Origin of the sequence: Sphingomonas populi, assembly GCF_004208535.1 — a bacterium.
Lineage (GTDB): Bacteria > Pseudomonadota > Alphaproteobacteria > Sphingomonadales > Sphingomonadaceae > Sphingomonas > Sphingomonas populi.
This window is the reverse complement of the sequence record NZ_SGIS01000004.1, coordinates 24,728-41,953: the sequence shown is the minus strand read 5'-3', so window position 1 is coordinate 41,953 and position 17,226 is coordinate 24,728. Positions and strand designations below refer to the sequence as shown.

The window sequence follows — 17,226 nt, the reverse complement described above, 5'->3', positions numbered from 1 at the left end:
CCCTCATGTCGCGGGCGGAGGGGCGAATGCAAGACACGATGCGCAGGCCGAGAAGAGTTCACGCGGAGGCGCGGAGACGCGGAGGTGATGCGCCGCAGGCTCCCTCACCTCCGATACTCGGCCCGCCCGTCGAACGCACCCGGCTGTCCGGATGCACAACGCTCTTCGCGCCTCCGCGCCTCCGCGTGCAAAACTGCTTGGGCTACGCCCTTAGAACAGCAGCTTGCGCACCGAGAAGCGCACCGTCCGCCCAAGCGGGTTGAGATAGCCCGGCTGATAGCTGACCGGCGTATCGCCTTGCCCGTCCCGCACGGTCTGGCGCGTGTCGAACAGGTTGGTGATGCCGAACGCGATCCTCACGCCACGCACCCACGGATGCGCCTTCACCAGATCGAGCCGCTGGCCGAGATCGGCGAACAGCCGCAGGTTGATCGTGCCCAGTGCCGAGAAGTGCAGCGGATCGGGGTTGCCGACGGTGCCGCCGGTCACGTCGGTCGCGCTCTGCCAATCGGCCGACAGCCGCGCGCCGAGGCCGTTGTTGCTATAGCCGGCCTGCGCCTCGATCTCGTGACGCGGCTGCCCGCCGCCCGAGCCGATCGTGTCGCCACGCAGCAGGTCGAGCGCGGGGCCGCCTTGCGCCACCAGCACGCGATCGGTGAAGTGCCAGGTGTGATAGACCGCGAATTGCAGGCGGCCACCCGCCTGCCCGCGCCCACCGCCACCGCCACGACCACCACGGAAGCCGCCGCCCGGCCCGCCGGGACCGTCGGGTCCGCCAGCGCCCGGTCCACCCGGACCGCCGGGTCCACCGAATCCGCCGTTGCGCGGGCCGCCCGGCCCGCCCGGGGGGGCGCCGTCGGGCCGGCGTCCGCCCGGCGGGAGCAGCCCCTCAAGCGGGTTCGGCCCCTTGCCGGCGCGATAGGCCTCGAACGCCTTCTGGATCTTCGACTTGAGCGGCACCGAGAAGTTGACGCCCCACCGCAACTCCGACCGGCTCGATTCGGCGAAGTTGATCGGCCGCTGATCGATCTGGGTCAGATCGCCATCGGCATCGCGCATGAAGCGATTGCCGAACACGCTTTCGATCGCCTCGGTCGCGCCGGGGAACGACACCGTCGGATTCTCGGTGCGGACCTGCACGTAATTGGCGGTGAGGTTGATGTCCTTCGCCGCCCACGGCTTGAGCGTCGCCTGGAGCTTCTTGGTGTGTGTCGTGCTGGCGATGAGCGCGCGGTTGCCGCCGCTGATCGCGGTGACGATCGCGTTCCTGCCGGTCACATAATCGAACACGCGCACGTTCGGCGTGATGAGGAACGGGTTGCCGAGCTGCTGCGCGGTCGGTGCGTTGTCCTCATCGGTCGCCGAGGCGATGATGCGCAGCGCCGGCACCGGCGCCCAGTTCACGCCGTAGCCGACCGTCGTCAGCGTGCCGAAATCGGAGAGATGATCGACCGCGAGGTTGACATTGGCGGACAGCGTGCCGATCGCGCCCAGCACCTGTTTCGACCGGCTGGTGAGCGGAATATCGACGTTGATCTGGCCGTTGACGATATCGCGCCGGACGGTGCCGGCCTGCTCGATGTTCGAACGGTATGAGCGGCTGTCGAAGCTGTTGGTCTGCGCGCCGACGCGGATCGCGGTCGAGATCGCGCCGGCCGGCAGCTTGAACAAAGTGCCACTGAACAAGGCGTCGGCGCCGCCGGTCTGCGCGGTCGACGTGCCGCGGTTGACCGGCAGCGCGCCCAATTGGCCGGCGAGCGATCCATACGGGTTGGCTGTCGGATCACCCGCGTCGAGCCGCGCCTGGAACGCGGACGTATCGACGCCGAGATCGGTGAAGGTCTTGCTGTCGGTGCGGTCGTAGGTGCCCGTCACCGACCATTGCCACGTACCCGCGTTGCCGTTCAGCGTGGTGCCGAAATGCGCGATCACGCTCGACGAATCCTGCCGCAGCGGCAGATAGCCGGCGCCGACCGAACGATCGAGCACCACGTTTTGCGAGAACGGCGAGAACGGATTGCCCGCCGGTAGCGTCAGCGCTGCGTTGGGCAGGCCGTTCAGCGCGTGGCTGTCGGTGACTTCGAGCCGGCCGTTGAACGATGCGCTGACATTGCCGAAGATCGATGTCGCATAGTTCGAATTGACCGCGAAGTCCCGGCTTGAGGGGACGAGCGTTCGATACGGGCTTTGATCGGTAAGGTTCGCCGCCGCCGCCGCGAAATCGCCGAGCGCGGGATTGGCGGTGGCGGCCGTGCCGGGCAGGTTGGCGGTCGTCAGCGTTCCCAGCGCGGGATCGAGATATCCGTTCGGGTTGAGCGGGCTGACCACCCCCGTCACGCCATTGCGCGATGACGAGGTGATGCCGCGCTCGTCCTCGGTCAGCGCCGAACTCGACTTGTACGAAAGGTGGACATTGGCGCGCGTGCCGCTCTGGATCTTGAGCAGATCGGCCTCGACGCCGGGGCTGGTGTTGCCGCCCTCGGTCGGCACGGTATCGGCGAGTTCGGTGGTGAGCGCGCGGAAGCGGCGGCGCAGCACGATGTTCACCACGCGCTGATCGGCGCGGTAGCCATATTTCAGCGCGACCTCTTCGGGCAAGATTTCGGCGCGTAGGATCGCTTCGGTCGGGATGTCGCGGATCTCGGCGAAGCTGGAGATGCGCTTGCCGTTGAGCAGCACCACCGGCGCGCCGCCGCTGCCACGGTCGCTGCGCGTCTGCGGCGACAGTTCGTTGAGCAGATCGGCGACCGAGCTGACCCCGTAGGAGCGGATGTCGGCTGGCCCCAGCGTCTGTTCGGGCGGGATGTCGCCAACCACCGAGCCGGGCGGCTTGACGCCCTGCACGACGATGTCGGCATTCTCCTCAACCTCTTCCGACGGCGCCTGAGCATGTGACCGCGCTTGCGGCGCATCCTGCGCGGTGGCGATCGTCGCCGTGCTCGCACATGCGAGAAACACTATGGCAGAGCTGCGGCGCATGGAAATCGTCCCCGTTTCGTAACGACGCCGGGATGCCCGCACTTTGTCGCAGGATTATGCCAGTTCGGCCCGAAATCGATTATTGTGCGTCGCACCCGCTCGTGCGCGACGACCAGCTCGCATTGGCGATCTTCCAGGTGCCGCCTTCGCGGATCAGGTCGAAATGATCGACGCCGCAATGGTGCAGCGTGCCGTTGATGCGGAAGGTGTACGGCGCCCACACCATCGCGATATCGCCGTCGCTCTCGATCGCGGGGTCGCTGATCCGCTCCTCGAAACGGTCGGCGCCGGGGGCGAAGCGCGCCGCGACCTCGGCCCAGCTCCGCCGCGTGATCGTGCGCGTGCCGTCCGGGTTCTCGACCGCATAGGTCGCGCCGCCGTCGGGCCGCGCCACCGCGAGGATCGCCTTGGGGTCACTCGCCGCGACACCGGCGAGGAAGGCGTTGACCGGCGCCATCACCGCGCTGGTGTCGGCATCCGCGAGCGGGATCGGGTTGGCCGGCGGCAGCTTGGGGATCGGCGTCGTCTGGCCCGCGAGCGACGCGGCGGCAAGGAACAGGAACATCAACGTCTCCGAAATCAGGCCGGCAGCATCGCCTTGAGCGGCACGTCGGCATCGGCGAGCAGCGCGGGGTCGATCGCCGCGCGCGCCAGTACCAGCGCACGGCCCTGCACATAGTCCTTGGTGGCGTTGACGCAATCGAGCGCGATCACCCGGCCGCCCTTGAGGTAAATCACCGAGAAGCTGCGGGTCTCCGGCACCCCGCGCACAACCACCGCGTCATGCCCAATCGACAGCCCGACCGTCTGGAGGCGGAGGTCGTACTGGTTCGACCAGAACCACGGCACCGCATCGTAAGCGACCTCTTCGCCGAGGATCGTCTTGGCCGTGATCGTCGCCTGATCGTTGGCGTTCTGCACCGATTCGAGCCGGATCGTCGCCCCTTCGGCGAAGCGATTGGCATGCGCCGCGCAATCGCCGATCGCGGAGATATCGGCGAGGCTGGTGCGGCACTGCGCATCGACCGCGACGCCGTTGCCGCCCTCGGCACCCGCCGCGATCAACGGCGCGACCGCCGGGATCACGCCGATGCCGACGATCACCATGTCGCACGGCAGGATCGCGCCACTCGCGAGCCGCACGCCGGATGCTGCGCCGTCGCGCTCCTCGATGCACGCGACGCCGACCGACAGGTGCAGATCGACGCCATGCGCGCGATGCTCCGCCTCGTAGAAGCGCGACAGCGGCTCGCCCGCGACCCGCGCCAGCACGCGATCCTGCGCTTCCAGCACGGTGACATGCTTGCCGAACTTGGTCAGCACCGCCGCCGCCTCGAGTCCGATATAACCGCCGCCGACCACCACGACGCGCTCGACCTGCGGAAGCTCGCGGACCAACTGGTCGACATCGGCGCGGGTGCGAACCGCATGGACGCCGCGCAGGCTGTGCCCGTCGCAGGTCAGTTTGCGCGGGCTGCCGCCGGTCGCCCAGATCAGCTTGCCGTAGCCGATCACGTCGCCCGCCGCCGTCTCGACGATCCGCGCTTCGGGATCGACCCGCGTCACCGCCGAGCCGAGCAGCATCGTCACCGCGCGCTCGTCCCAGAAGGCGGGCTGGCGGATCAGGATACGATCGAAGCTCTTGTCGCCGGCCAGATAATCCTTGGAGAGCGGTGGCCGCTCATAAGGAAGTTCGGGTTCGTCGCCGATCATCGCGATCGTGCCCGCGAACTTCTGCTGACGCAGCGCCACTGCCGCTTGCGCGCCGCCGTGCCCGGCCCCGACGATCACCACATCATAGCTGGTCATACGATCCTCCACCCCTGTTTCCCCAGCCTTTGCCGATCGGGGGCCGCATTGTCGAGATGGCCAGCCGCACCCGCATCCTGTATTGCATGACGATGAGTGAAGACCGATTCGAGCGCCACCGCCAACCCTGGACCACCGACGAGATCCAGAAGCTGCACACGCTGGCGAAGAAAGGCATGGCACTGAAAGCCATCGCCAAGGCGCTCAAGCGCAGCGAGGAATCCACCAAGGATCGCGCCAAGGCCGACGGGCTCTCGATCGCCAAGTTGCGGTAAGCCCGAATCGGGCGTGTTGCGCTGCAAAAGAAGTCGGTTACACAGGCGTTATACCCGGTATTCGGATTCGGCGTCTCGTGCGAAGGAATAACTCCCCGCAGGACCTCCGGGCGGATGCGCGATGGAGTTACGATGACGCCCCCCAAGCCCTGCCGCGCCCTCTCTTCGTCTTCCACCCTCGCCCCTGCCATCGCCCTGCTCTGCACGGTGGCGCTCGCCGGGTGTTCCGGGTCGGGCGGCAGCGGGAGCGCCGGCGGCAAGAAGGGCAATGCCGGCCCGCCGCAGGTCGGCTATGTCGTCGCCAAGATCAGCAGCGTGCCGCTCGTCACCGAACTGGCCGGGCGCACCTCGGCGTTCGAAAGCTCGGATGTGCGCCCGCAGGTCTCGGGCGTGATCTACCGCCGCTTCTTCACCGAAGGCGCGCTCGTCCATAAGGGCCAGCCGCTCTACCAGATCGATCCGAGCCTCTACCGCGCCTCCGCCAATCAGGCGCAGGCCAATCTGCTGAGCGCGCAGGCGACGGCGGCCTCGACCCGCATCAAGGCCGATCGCTACAAGCCGCTCGCCGCGATCGAAGCCGTCGCCAAGCAGGATTACACCGACGCCGACGCCGCCGCGAAGCAAGCCTCGGCAGCCGTCGCACAACAGCGCGCCGCGCTGGAGACGGCCAACACCAACCTGCGCTTCACCACCGTCCCCGCACCGATCACCGGGCGGATCGGCCGCTCGCTCTACACGGTCGGCACGCTCGTCACTTCGGGTCAGGCCGATGCGCTGGCGACGATCCAGCGGCTCGACCCGATCTTCGTCGATATCCAGCAATCGAGCGCCGATCTGCTGCGGCTGCGCCGCGCGCTCGCCTCGGGCGGTGAAGTCGCGACCAGCGCCGCGGTTTCACTCAAGCTGGAAGACGGCAGCGATTACGGCCTGACCGGCAAGGTGCAATTCTCCGAAGTCGTGGTCGATCAGACCACCGGCACGGTGACGCTGCGCGCAGTGTTCCCCAACCCCAAGGGTCTGCTGCTGCCCGGCATGTTCGTCCGCGCGAGCTTCGCGCAATCGATCGACAACAGCGCGATCCTGATCCCGCAACAGGCGGTGTCGCGCACCCCCAAGGGCGACGCGACGGTGTTCGTGCTGAGCGGCGACAAAGCCGTGCTGCGCACCGTCACCGCGACGCGCACGGTCGGCACCGACTGGGTCGTCACCGCCGGCCTCAAGCCCGGCGACAAGGTCATCACCGAAGGCGTCGGCAAGACCAAGCCCAACATCAAGGTAAGGCCGGTCCCCGCCGGCTCGCCGCAAAAGATTCAGGCGCCGCAGAAGCCCGGCCAGAAGGGCTGACCCGCCAGTGATCTCGCGCATCTTCATCGACCGGCCGATCTTCGCCTGGGTCATCGCCATCATCATCATGCTGGCGGGCCTCGGCGCGATCTACACGCTGCCGATCGAGCAATATCCCGACGTCGCCCCGCCGACCGTCAACATCCGCGCGAATTATCCGGGCGCCTCGTCCGCCACGCTGGAAAACAGCGTGACGCAGGTGATCGAGCAACAGCTCACCGGCCTCGACGGCCTGCTCTATTTCCAGTCGAGTTCCAGCTCGCGCGGATCGGTGACGATCACCGCGACCTTCCAGAAGGGCACCAATCCTGACATCGCGCAGGTGCAGGTCCAGAACAAGGTACAGCAGGCGGTCTCGCGCCTGCCGCAACAGGTCCAGCAGCAGGGCCTCACCGTCACCAAGTCGAACCCTGACTTCCTGATGGTCGTCGCGATCTACGACACGTCGAACCGCGTCACCAACGAGGACGTGTCCGACTACATGGTCTCGAACATGCAGGAATCGCTCGGCCGCCTGAAGGGCGTCGGCGACACCAACGTGTTCGGTTCGCAATATGCCATGCGGGTTTGGCTCAACCCCGACAAGCTCGCCAGCTACAGCCTGATGCCGAGCGACGTCATCACCGCGATCCAGGCGCAGAACGCCGAGGTCGCGGCGGGCGAGATCGGTGGCGCGCCCAATCCGCCCACGCAGGTGCTCGACGCGACCGTGACCGCGCAGTCGCGGCTGCAAACCCCCGAACAGTTCCGCGACATCGTCATCAAGACGCAGACCGATGGGTCGGCGGTGCGAATCCGCGATGTCGGCACGGTGCAGCTCGGCGCGGAAAGCTATGGCATCGTCAGCCGCTACAACGGCCATCCCGGCGCGGGCATGGCGATCAGCCTCGCCCCTGGCGCCGATGCGATGTCGACCGCCGAACTGGTCAAGGCCGAATTCGCGCGGCAAGCCAAGAGCTTCCCGCACGGCTTTGCCTATGCCTTCCCGCAGGATTCGACCGAGTTCATCAAACTCTCGGTCGATGAGGTCGTCTGGACGCTGATCGAGGCGATCATCCTCGTCGTCATCGTCATGTTCGTGTTCCTGCAAAGCTGGCGCGCGACGTTGATCCCGACGATCGCGGTGCCGGTGGTGCTGCTCGGCACGTTCGGCATTTTCGCGGTGGCGGGTTTCTCGATCAACACGCTCACGCTGTTCGGCCTCGTGCTGGCGATCGGGCTGCTCGTCGATGACGCGATTGTCGTGGTCGAGAATGTCGAGCGCCTGATGGACGAAGACCCCTCGCTCTCCCCGCGCGACGCGACGATCCAGTCGATGGACGAGATCACCGTCGCGCTGGTCGCGATCGCGCTGGTGCTGTCGGCGGTGTTCCTGCCGATGGCGTTCTTCGGCGGCTCGACCGGCGTGATCTACAAGCAATTCTCGGTGACGATCGTGTCGGCGATGGTGCTCTCGGTGATCGTCGCGCTGGTGCTGACCCCGGCGCTGACCGCGACCTTGCTCAAGCACCGCACCGAAGAGAAGAACACCGGCTGGTTCGCGCGCAAATCGCAGGGCGCGAAGGACTGGTTCAACACCAATTTCGACAAGATGGTCGATCGCTACGGCAAGGCCGTGGTCGCCGTGGTCGATCGCAAATGGGTGTTCCTGCTGATCTACGCGCTCGTGGTCGCGCTGCTGGCGATCATGTTCACGCGTCTGCCGACCGGCTTCCTGCCGACCGAGGACCAGGGCATCGCCTCGATCCAGTACAACCTCGCTCCCGGCTCGACGATCAACAGCACCAAGCTTGCGCAGCGCGAGATCGAGAAATATTTTCTCACGCAGGAAAAGGCCAATATCGACGGCGTGCTCACCGTGGCGGGCGCCGCCGGCGGTGGCGGTGGCGGCGGCCAGAACGCGGGGCGCGGCTTCGTCGCGTTCAAGGACTGGTCGCTGCGCAAGGGCAGCGTGAACGGCGCGCCTGCGATCACCCAGCGCGCCACCGCCGCGCTCGGCGCGTTGCGCAATGTTGAATTCTACGCGATCCAGCCCGGCGCGGTGCGTGGCCTCGGCCAGTCGAACGGCTTCACGCTCGAATTGCAGAACACCGGCGGGCTCAGCCGCGCCGACTTCAAGGCGGCGCGTGACAAATTGCTCGCTGCCGCGCGCGGCGACACCCGGCTCGCGGCGGTGCGCCCGACCGAACTCGACGACCAGCCCACGCTCAAGGTCGATGTCGATCCGCTCAAGCTGAGCGCGCTCGGACTCAGCCAGGCGAGCGTCAACGCGACGCTCTCGACCGCATGGGGCGGCTCCTACGTCAACGACTTCAACGATCGCGGTCGCGTCAAGCGCGTCTATGTGCAGGGCGACGCCGAATATCGGTCGCGCCCCGAAGACATGGCGCGCTGGTACGTGCGCGGCAGCAGCGGATCGATGGCGCCGTTCTCCTCGTTTGCGACGACGAGCTGGAACACCGCGCCAAACTCGCTGTCGCGCTTCCAGGGGCTGTCGTCCTACGAAATTTCGGGCCAGCCCGCGCCGGGGCAAAGCTCGGGCGACGCGATGAACGTGATGACCGAACTCGCCGCCCAGCTTCCCGGCACCAGCGTCGCGTGGAGCGGCCTGTCGTATCAGGAGCGGCTCTCCACGGGTCAGGCGCCGTTCCTCTACGGCATCTCGCTGCTCGTCGTGTTCCTGTGCCTCGCCGCTCTGTACGAAAGCTGGACGATCCCGGTGGCGGTGCTGCTGGTCATCCCGCTCGGGCTGGTCGGCGCGATCTTCGCGGTGACGCTGCGCGGGCTTCAGAACGACGTCTATCTCCAGATCGGCCTGCTGACGACGATGGGCCTCGCTTCGAAGAACGCGATTCTGATGATCGAGTTCGCCGAACAGGCCGAGAAGAAGGGCGCCCGCGTGATCGACGCGGCGCTGGAGGCGGCCCGGCTGCGGCTCCGCCCGATCCTGATGACCAGCTTCGCATTCATCTTCGGCGTGCTGCCGCTGGCGATCTCGACCGGCGCGGGCGCGAACAGCCGAGTCGCAATCGGCACTGCCGTGATCGGCGGGATGCTGACCGCGACGATCCTCGCGATCTTCTACATCCCGTTGTTCTTCGTGCTGGTGCGGCGCGGCGTTCGCGACGGACTCAAGGCGGTGCAGCACCGCCTCCACCACGACACCCCGCCGGAGACCGCGGCATGACCCGCACGATCGCCACCGCGCTTGCGCTCGCCGCGCTCGGCGGCTGCACGATGGCGCCGAAATACGTCCGCCCGGTCGCACCCGTACCGATGTCATGGCCGACCGGCGACGCGTATCTGCGCCAGACCGAAGCCGCGCTGCCGAGCGTCAGCTACCGCGACATCTTCCGCGATCCGCGCCTGCAACAGATTGTCGAACAGGCGCTGGTCAACAATCGCGACCTGCGCGTCGCCGCCGCCAACATCGCCATCGCGCGCGCGACCTACCACATCCAGCGTGCCGAACTGCTGCCGACGGTCAGCGCGAGCAGCGGCTACACCTTCCGCCAGAACAGTTCGGCGGGCGGCACCAACACTGGCGGCGGGGGCAACGGGGGCGTTGGCAACGGCGGGTTCGGCGCGGCGGGCGGCACCTCGAACAACTTCTCGGCGAGCGTGGGCATCACCGCGTTCGAGATCGATCTGTTCGGCCGAATCCGCTCGCTGAGCGAGGCCGCGCAGAACCGCTATTTCGGCACTGAGGCGACCGCGCGCGCCACCCGCCTCACGCTGATCGGCGACATCGCCACTGGCTGGCTCACCTACGCCTCCGACAAGAGCCTGCTGCGGATCGCCGAACAGACCGCCGAGATCGCCCAGAAAAGCGTCACGCTGACCAGCCAGCGGCTGAGTGGCGGCATCGCGCCGCGCACCGATCTCGCGCAGGCGCAGATCACCTTGCAAACCGCTTTGTCCGACCTCGCCGAGCAGCGCACCGCGCTCGCGCAGGACGTCAACGCGCTGCAATTGCTGGTCGGCGCGCCGGTCGATCCGACATTGCTGCCCGACGGGATCGAACAGGCCGGCACGACCATCGCCGAACTCCCCGCCGGTCTCGATTCGCGCGTGCTGCTGCGCCGGCCCGACGTGGTCCAGGCCGAATATGAACTCCGCGCCGCCAACGCCGAGATCGGCGCGGCGCGCGCGGCCTTGTTCCCGACCGTGTCGCTCACCTCGCTGGCGGGGCTGGCGTCGAGCGCGCTGTCGACGCTGTTCACCGGCGGCGCGTTCAACTATTCGGTCGCGCCGAGCGTGAGCTACCCGATCTTCCGTGCCGGCGCCGCCCGCGCCGGGGTCGCACAATCGCAGGCGCAGCGCGATTCCGCGCTCGCGACCTATGAGAAATCGATCCAGACCGCGTTCCGCGAAGTCTCCGACGCGCTCGCACGGCGCGGCACGATCGCCGATCAGGAACGCGCGCAACAGGCGCTCACCGCCGCCTCGCGCGACAATTTCCGGCTGTCCGAAGCACGCTATCGCGGCGGCATCGACACCTATCTGGCGAGCCTCACCGCGCAGCAATCGTTCTATGCATCGCAACGCTCGCTGGTGAACACGCAACTGACGGCGGCGACCAATCTGGTGACGCTGTACCGCACGCTGGGCGGAGATTCGACGCTCGACGTGGCGCCCGACGACAAGCGGCCGGCGCAGTAGCGTTTAGCCCTCTCCCCTCCGGGGAGCGTCGGGTCGGATCGTCCCCCGGACGATCCTCGACCATGCGGGGCATGGTCGACCCGACGCTGGTGGCCGAGCGCAGCGAGGTCGGGAGAGGGGCAGTAACGCAGCGCAGCGTCTGTGACTGCCCCTCTCCCAACCCTCTCCCCAAAGAGGAGAGGGCTAAACGTCACTCGCCCTTCGTCGGCGTCACCACATCTCGGCCGAACTTCATGATAAGCTCGCCGATCTCGCGCGCCTGATTGACCGAGCGGCTGCTCTGTTCGCGGATGAAGTCGCCCTGGATCTTCATCACCTGCGACAGATCCTGCGCCTCGGCGACCTGGCGCATCGCCGCGAACGCTTCGCGCGTGTTGGACTCGGCCTGATCGAGCATACGCAAGCCAAGGCTCGACCCGCCCTCGACGAACTTGGCGTGCGCCTTGCGGGCGGGATCGACGATCTTCTCGTCGAACGCTTCCTTGGTCTTGTTGGCGAATTCGTTGATATCGACCATCGAACGGCTCCTTCTCTCGCGGACCGCCGGAGTGCTCCGGCAGGGATCGGCTCTGCGGCCGGAATGCGCGGGCTTGCTCCCACGTCGTTCATGCAGCGGAGAGTAAGGCGGCGTCCCCGCGCAGGCAACGCCCACCCCCACGCAGCAACAGAATTTTACGGAGCACGCACCACCGCCGCGCGATCCGCGCAACACGGACGATCCCCCTGCCTATCCGCCGACTGGCGATGCACCACCGCCGGCACTGTGATACTCGATCCCAGGTCGCCACCGCCGGGCGGCATAGCAAGGGAGCGCATGATGACCGTACCCGTTCTTCCGTGGACCGCTGGATGCCGCTGCGGCGGGGTGCGCTTCCACATCACCAAGCCGGCGATGCTGACCGTGGCCTGTCATTGCACCGGCTGCCAGAAGATGACTGGCAGCGCGTTTTCGACGTCGATCATGGTGCCGTCCGACGGCATTGTCGTGACGGGGGACACGGTGCGCGGTGGCCTTCGCGAGGGCATGTTGCATCACCAGCATTGCGATGCCTGCAAGAGCTGGGTTTTCACCCGCTTCGATCCCGATCCCGGCTTCGTCAACGTGCGCGCGACGATGCTGGATGATGCGACCTGGTATGCGCCGTTCGCGGAGACCTTCACCAGCGAAGCGCTTCCGTGGGCGAAGACCGGCGCGCGCTGGAGTTTCGAGCGCTTCCCGGCGCCCGAGGAGCATTCCGCCTTGTTCGCGGCCTTCGCAGCCGAAGCCAGCTAAGCGGCCTCTTCGCTTAGCCGGAGCGTCCCGTGTATCGGAACGCTCCGGTCGGGCCGGATCACCGCACCCGTTCGCCGCCCTTGATGACCGCGGCGGGATGTTCCAGCACGCGCACATCGGCAAGCGGATCGCCATCGACCGCGACGATATCGCCGTAACGGCCCACCGCGATCTGCCCGACATCCTCGGGCGTGCCGAGCGCGTCGGCGGCGCTCAGCGTCGCGGCGCGGATCGCCTGCAGCGGGGTCATGCCCCATTTCACCATCACCGCGAACTGCTTGGCGTTGTCGCCGTGCGGATAGACGCCCGCATCGGTGCCGAACAGCAACGGCACGCCCGCTTTCACCGCGCGCTGGAAGGTCTGGCGCTGCTTGAGGCCGATCATCCGCTCCTTGTCGATGCTCTCCTGCTCGGTGCCGTTCTTGGTGCCGGTGGCGAGGATATAATCGTCGTTGTAGATATCCATGTCGAACCAGGTGTGATGCGCGATGGCGAGCTTGATCGCCTCGTCCGAGGCGAGGCTGCAATGTTCGATCGTGTCGATGCCGGCGAGGATTGCGGCCTTGATGCCCTCGTCGCCATGCGCGTGCGCGGCGACCTTGAGGTGGAGCATATGCGCCTCGTCGGCGATCGCCTTCATCTCCTCGAACGAAAGCTGCTGCCCGCCGACGCTGTCGCCGAGCGAGAAGACGCCGCCGGTCGCGCAGATCTTGATAACGGTCGCGCCATATTTGTGCAGCCAGCGCACCTTCGCGCGCGCCTCTTCCGGCGAGTTGACGACCGAGGGCTGCTGCTTGTCGAGGCTGGGCGGCAGCGAATTGTCGTCGCAATGCCCGCCGGTCGCACCGATCGCATAGGTCGCGGTGGTCATGCGCGGGCCTTCGATCCAGCCGCCGTCGATCGCCTGCCGCAAGCCGACGTCATCGAAATTGCCCGAGCCGACGTTGCGTACCGAGGTGAAGCCCGCCTTCAGCGTGGTCTTTGCGTTGGCCACGCCGACCGCCTGCCAGAAGCTGTCGGTGTATTTCAGCCCGGTATAGCCGCCGATCTCGGCGAGCGACGTAAGGTGGACGTGCATGTCGATCAGGCCGGGCAGGATCGTCTTGCCGGGCAGGTCGATCCGCGTCGCGCCGGCGGGGATGACCGGACGCGCGTTTGCACCGGTCACGACCGAGGCGATCCGACCGTCGGTGATGACCACGACCGGATCGTCGAGCGTCTTGCCCGAAGCGACATCGAGCAGATGCGACGCGGTAACGACCACGCTATCGGCCAGCGCCGGTGTCGCCACGGACGCAAGCAGCGCCGCCGCGAGAATCTTGCGAACCATCAAATCCCCCTTTTTCAACCCTATAACGCGGGTTGTCGCGCGGGTGCGGCCGCCTGTCCATCCCATTCGAGCATCGCCGTATAGCCCGGTGGCGGTGACGGCAGCGTCGCGCGGGCACCGACGCCGGCGGCAATCACCAGCGCGAGCGCGAGCGCACAGCCCAGCGCGAGCCGGCGCGGCACCCTGCCCTCGCTCGCCACCAGAATCGCCGCGAGCGCTGCCGCCATCATCGGCCACAGATGGTAACGCAGGTCCGAGGCGATACTCACCACCGCGAAGCTTGCCTCCAGCGCCAGCGCGGAGACGGCGAGCGCCAGCGCGAGGTCGCGGATCGGCGTGCGCGCGCTGGCGATGACGATCGCCACCACGGACGCCGCGACGACGATCCACGCGATCGGCCAGCCGAGCGGCGACGCCGCCAGCCACCCCGCCGCCGCGACGATCGGTTGCGCCACCTTCGCGGGCGTCCCCAGACCGACCGTATTAATTTCCGAAACCGACGGCGGCGCGGCGCTCGTCCATACCGCCGGCACCAGCCACCGCGTCGTCGCGTTGAGATGCGCGATACGGTGGCGCGCATAGGCGAGCGGATGCCGCACGATCGCGCCCGCCCAGGCGAGGTCGAGCGTGCCGGCGGGAACGGGCTGAAAACGGTCGGCAATCGCCCCGCAGCGCGACGCACTGCCGATCGGGTCCCAGAAGAATGGCTGGTAGCAATGTTTCGCGACGATCAGCACGCGCTCGTCGGCGCTCAGCACGCCATCATTCCCGGCGAAATGCGCGATCCCGGCGAGATCGAACAGCGGCAGCGTATGGCTCACGCTGGTCGGCTCCGCGCCGAACAGCCGGTGGTTGATGGCCGGCGACACCGCCAGCACCGCCAGCGTCAGCCCGGCGATCGCCCCGGCCCGCCCGACCCAGCGCCGCCGCCCCGGCACCAGCATCACGCCAAGCGGCACCACCGCGAACACCGCATTGGTCCGCACCAGCGCCGCATAGCCGAGCAACACCGCCACCGCGATCAGCGCGGGCATCGACAGCGACCGCCCGGCGAACCGCGCCCGCGCGACGATGCCGACCGCCGCGAGCATCGCGCCGAGCATCTGCGCATCCTTGAGCACCACCGATTGCCACGCGACGAACAGCGGCAGCGCACCAAGCGCGATCACCACCCAGCCCGCACGCACCCGCCCGCTCCGCGCCAGCGCCGCCGCGATCAGCCCGAGGCCGAGCCAATAGGCCGCCGCCTGCACGACGAACATCGGCACCGCACCCGGCCCGAGCGGATGCAGCAGCGCCCACAGCTTCGCCATGATCGGCGGATGCCAGTCGTCATAGGCGCCGCTCAGCACCTGCGCATACTGGCCGATCGTGTCGAACATCGCGACACCCGGCCACCACAAGGCGATCTGGAGCAGGAACAGCAGGCCCGCTGCCAACGGGATTTGGCGCGACGTGGTCACGCGCCGGAAACGACCGGCGCGGCGAGCACTAGCAAGGCCGCCGCGCCGTACCGCATCAGATGTGGATCGCGCGGCCGTAGGCGCCGAGCACGCTCTCGTGCATCATTTCCGACAGCGTCGGATGCGCGAACACCGTTTCCATCAGCTCGGCCTCGGTGGTTTCGAGCTGGCGGGCGATGACATAGCCCTGGATCAGCTCGGTCACTTCCGCGCCGACCATGTGCGCGCCGAGCAGTTCGCCGGTCTTGGCGTCGAACACCGTCTTGACGAAGCCTTCCGCCTCGCCAAGCGCGATCGCCTTGCCGTTGCCGATGAAGGGGAATTTGCCGACCTTGACCTCATGGCCGGCGTCCTTGGCCTTCGCCTCGGTCAGCCCCACGCTCGCGACCTGCGGGCGCGAATAGGTGCAGCCGGGGATGTTCCACGTCTCGAACGGATGCGGCTTCTCGCCGGCGAGCGCCTCGACGCAGACGATCCCCTCGTGGCTCGCCTTGTGCGCGAGCCAGGGCGCGCCGGTCACGTCGCCGATCGCATAGATGCCCTCGACGTTGGTGCGGGCATAGCCGTCGACCTTGATGTGGCCACGATCGGTCTCGACGCCGAGCGCCTCGAGCCCGATATTCTCGGTGTTGGGGACGATGCCGATCGCGACGATCGCATGGCTGAACTCCACCGACGAAACCGTGCCGTCCTTGCCCTTGATCTTGGCGGTGACGCCGTTCGCGCCGCTCTCAAGCCCCTCGATGCCGGTGCCGGTCAGCAGCTTGATGCCCTGCTTGGTCAGCGCCTTGTCCATGAACGCGGAGACTTCCTCGTCCTCGACCGGCAGGATGCGCGGCAGCATCTCGACGATCGTCACGTCGGCGCCCATGTCGTTGTAGAAGCTCGCGAACTCGACGCCGATCGCGCCCGAGCCGATCACCAGCAGCTTGGTCGGCATTTCGGGCGGCACCATCGCGTGGCGATAGGTCCAGATGCGCTTGCCGTCGGCCTTGGCGAACGGCAGGTCGCGCGCGCGCGCACCCGTCGCGACGATGATGTGCTTGGCCTTCAGCTCGGTCTTCTTGTCGCCCTGCGTCACGACGAGCGTGTCCTTGGCGGTCAGCGCGCCGATGCCCTCGAACACCGCGACCTTGTTCTTCTTCATCAGCCCTTTGACGCCGGCGTTGAGCTGCCCAGCCACCTTGCGGCTGCGCTGCGTCACCGCTTCAAGGTCGAAGCCGATGTTGTCGGCCTTGAGCCCGTAATCCTTGGCGTGGCTCATGTAATGATAGATTTCGGAGGTGCGCAGCAGCGCCTTGGTCGGGATGCAGCCCCAGTTGAGGCAGATGCCGCCCAGCCGCTCGCGCTCGACGATGGCGGTCTTGAGGCCAAGCTGCGCCGCGCGGATCGCCGCGACATAGCCGCCGGGGCCGGAGCCGAGGATTACGAGATCGAATGATTCGGACACTTAAAGGGTTCCTTCCAGCAGCGGCTTGATATCGGAAGTGGGTGGCACGGTGTTAAGGGCTTTCGGGGCGCCGTCGTCGCCCATCGCGACGAGCACGAAGGTGCCGCGTGCGGCGCGCGCGGTGCCCTCGCCGTGTCGGTCGCGTCGCCACACCTCGACCGCGACCGTCATCGAGCTGCGCCCGGTGCCGACGATCGCGGCGTAGAACGAGACTTCATCCCCCGCCATCACAGGTGCTGTGAAGGCGAGGCCATCGGCGGCGACCACCGGCGCGCGCGCGCCGCTATGGCGCGACGCGACCGATCCGGCGGCGAGCGCCATCTGCCCCATCAGCCAGCCGACGAAGATCGTGCCATAAGGGTTGTTGTCCGCCGACATCGCGGTGGCGCGGATCGCGGGTTCGCCGGGTGGCAGGGTCGGTTCAGCCATCGACGGTCTGCGTGTTCGCATGATCGAGCTGCCACGCGCGGCGGATCGGGCGGACCTGGAGCAACACGTCGAAGATCATCACGACATAGGTCACGCCCCAGACGGCGCGGCCGGTGCCTGGCACCGCCCACACCGCCACCGACGCGATCGTCATCGCCACGCCCAGCCCGAGCGCGAGGAACATCAGTTCGACGAGCGTCCGGCGCACAAGC

Annotated in this window: 14 protein-coding genes; 5 read left to right on the top strand and 9 right to left on the bottom strand. The window is 67.5% G+C overall.

Annotated features, from left to right (window positions below; all coding sequences use genetic code 11):
• Positions 1 to 210 precede the first annotated feature (210 nt).
• The 3 genes from EWE75_RS03620 to EWE75_RS03610 form a co-directional block, all read right to left on the bottom strand.
• Complete coding sequence (locus EWE75_RS03620) at positions 211 to 2,979, bottom strand: porin family protein (protein ID WP_130155337.1); 2,769 nt, start codon at positions 2,977 to 2,979, stop codon at positions 211 to 213.
• 79 nt (positions 2,980 to 3,058) lie between these two features.
• A complete protein-coding gene (locus EWE75_RS03615) occupies positions 3,059 to 3,544 on the bottom strand; it encodes a nuclear transport factor 2 family protein (protein ID WP_130155336.1) in 486 nt (161 codons plus the stop codon).
• Between the two features lie 14 nt (positions 3,545 to 3,558).
• Positions 3,559 to 4,788, bottom strand: coding sequence for an NAD(P)/FAD-dependent oxidoreductase (locus EWE75_RS03610; protein ID WP_130155335.1), 1,230 nt, complete (start codon positions 4,786 to 4,788; stop codon positions 3,559 to 3,561).
• 92 nt (positions 4,789 to 4,880) lie between these two features.
• Between EWE75_RS03610 and EWE75_RS03605 the strand changes: the two genes are divergently transcribed.
• From EWE75_RS03605 to EWE75_RS03590, 4 genes are all read left to right on the top strand, one after another.
• Positions 4,881 to 5,063: a hypothetical protein gene (locus EWE75_RS03605; protein ID WP_069207285.1), complete on the top strand. Its 183-nt coding sequence runs from the start codon at positions 4,881 to 4,883 to the stop codon at positions 5,061 to 5,063.
• A gap of 132 nt (positions 5,064 to 5,195) precedes the next feature.
• A complete protein-coding gene (locus EWE75_RS03600) occupies positions 5,196 to 6,407 on the top strand; it encodes an efflux RND transporter periplasmic adaptor subunit (protein WP_130155334.1) in 1,212 nt (403 codons plus the stop codon).
• A gap of 7 nt (positions 6,408 to 6,414) precedes the next feature.
• Positions 6,415 to 9,594 (top strand): efflux RND transporter permease subunit, encoded by a 3,180-nt coding sequence (locus EWE75_RS03595; RefSeq protein ID WP_130155333.1) that lies wholly within the window; start codon positions 6,415 to 6,417, stop codon positions 9,592 to 9,594.
• Positions 9,591 to 11,069 (top strand): efflux transporter outer membrane subunit, encoded by a 1,479-nt coding sequence (locus EWE75_RS03590; RefSeq protein WP_130155332.1) that lies wholly within the window; start codon positions 9,591 to 9,593, stop codon positions 11,067 to 11,069. Before EWE75_RS03595 ends, EWE75_RS03590 begins: the two co-directional genes overlap by 4 nt.
• A gap of 190 nt (positions 11,070 to 11,259) precedes the next feature.
• On the opposite strand, the gene EWE75_RS03585 is transcribed toward EWE75_RS03590, so the two are convergent.
• Complete coding sequence (locus EWE75_RS03585; protein WP_130155331.1) at positions 11,260 to 11,586, bottom strand: phasin family protein; 327 nt, start codon at positions 11,584 to 11,586, stop codon at positions 11,260 to 11,262.
• Positions 11,587 to 11,886: 300 nt separating this feature from the next.
• On the opposite strand from EWE75_RS03585, the gene EWE75_RS03580 reads away from it, so the two are divergent.
• Positions 11,887 to 12,342 carry a GFA family protein gene (locus EWE75_RS03580; RefSeq protein WP_130155330.1) on the top strand — a complete coding sequence of 152 codons (456 nt, stop codon included), beginning with the start codon at positions 11,887 to 11,889 and terminating at the stop codon, positions 12,340 to 12,342.
• A gap of 58 nt (positions 12,343 to 12,400) precedes the next feature.
• On the opposite strand, the gene EWE75_RS03575 is transcribed toward EWE75_RS03580, so the two are convergent.
• Genes EWE75_RS03575 through EWE75_RS03555 form a run of 5 tightly spaced genes read right to left on the bottom strand, consistent with a single transcriptional unit; the run spans position 12,401 to position 17,222 of the window.
• The gene (locus tag EWE75_RS03575) at positions 12,401 to 13,672 is read right to left on the bottom strand and encodes a Xaa-Pro dipeptidase (RefSeq protein ID WP_130155329.1); all 1,272 of its coding nucleotides are present in this window, start codon (positions 13,670 to 13,672) and stop codon (positions 12,401 to 12,403) included.
• Positions 13,673 to 13,692: 20 nt separating this feature from the next.
• Positions 13,693 to 15,135 (bottom strand): glycosyltransferase family protein, encoded by a 1,443-nt coding sequence (locus EWE75_RS03570; protein ID WP_130155328.1) that lies wholly within the window; start codon positions 15,133 to 15,135, stop codon positions 13,693 to 13,695.
• Positions 15,136 to 15,190: 55 nt separating this feature from the next.
• Positions 15,191 to 16,585 (bottom strand): dihydrolipoyl dehydrogenase, encoded by a 1,395-nt coding sequence (gene lpdA / locus EWE75_RS03565; protein ID WP_130155327.1) that lies wholly within the window; start codon positions 16,583 to 16,585, stop codon positions 15,191 to 15,193.
• A complete protein-coding gene (locus EWE75_RS03560) occupies positions 16,586 to 17,014 on the bottom strand; it encodes an acyl-CoA thioesterase (protein ID WP_130155326.1) in 429 nt (142 codons plus the stop codon). It abuts the gene before it with no gap.
• Positions 17,007 to 17,222 (bottom strand): hypothetical protein, encoded by a 216-nt coding sequence (locus EWE75_RS03555; RefSeq protein WP_130155325.1) that lies wholly within the window; start codon positions 17,220 to 17,222, stop codon positions 17,007 to 17,009. The genes EWE75_RS03560 and EWE75_RS03555 overlap by 8 nt, the downstream gene beginning before the upstream one ends.
• Positions 17,223 to 17,226: the final 4 nt, after the last annotated feature.

Excerpts from the sequence above, each read along its gene's own strand:
- EWE75_RS03620 (WP_130155337.1), bottom strand. The coding sequence starts at position 2,979 with ATGCGCCGCAGCTCTGCCATAGTGTTTCTCGCATGTGCGAGCACGGCG.
- EWE75_RS03615 (WP_130155336.1), bottom strand. The coding sequence starts at position 3,544 with ATGTTCCTGTTCCTTGCCGCCGCGTCGCTCGCGGGCCAGACGACGCCG.
- EWE75_RS03610 (WP_130155335.1), bottom strand. The coding sequence starts at position 4,788 with ATGACCAGCTATGATGTGGTGATCGTCGGGGCCGGGCACGGCGGCGCG.
- EWE75_RS03605 (WP_069207285.1), top strand. The coding sequence starts at position 4,881 with ATGAGTGAAGACCGATTCGAGCGCCACCGCCAACCCTGGACCACCGAC.
- EWE75_RS03600 (WP_130155334.1), top strand. The coding sequence starts at position 5,196 with ATGACGCCCCCCAAGCCCTGCCGCGCCCTCTCTTCGTCTTCCACCCTC.
- EWE75_RS03590 (WP_130155332.1), top strand. The coding sequence starts at position 9,591 with ATGACCCGCACGATCGCCACCGCGCTTGCGCTCGCCGCGCTCGGCGGC.
- EWE75_RS03585 (WP_130155331.1), bottom strand. The coding sequence starts at position 11,586 with ATGGTCGATATCAACGAATTCGCCAACAAGACCAAGGAAGCGTTCGAC.
- EWE75_RS03580 (WP_130155330.1), top strand. The coding sequence starts at position 11,887 with ATGACCGTACCCGTTCTTCCGTGGACCGCTGGATGCCGCTGCGGCGGG.
- EWE75_RS03575 (WP_130155329.1), bottom strand. The coding sequence starts at position 13,672 with ATGGTTCGCAAGATTCTCGCGGCGGCGCTGCTTGCGTCCGTGGCGACA.
- EWE75_RS03560 (WP_130155326.1), bottom strand. The coding sequence starts at position 17,014 with ATGGCTGAACCGACCCTGCCACCCGGCGAACCCGCGATCCGCGCCACC.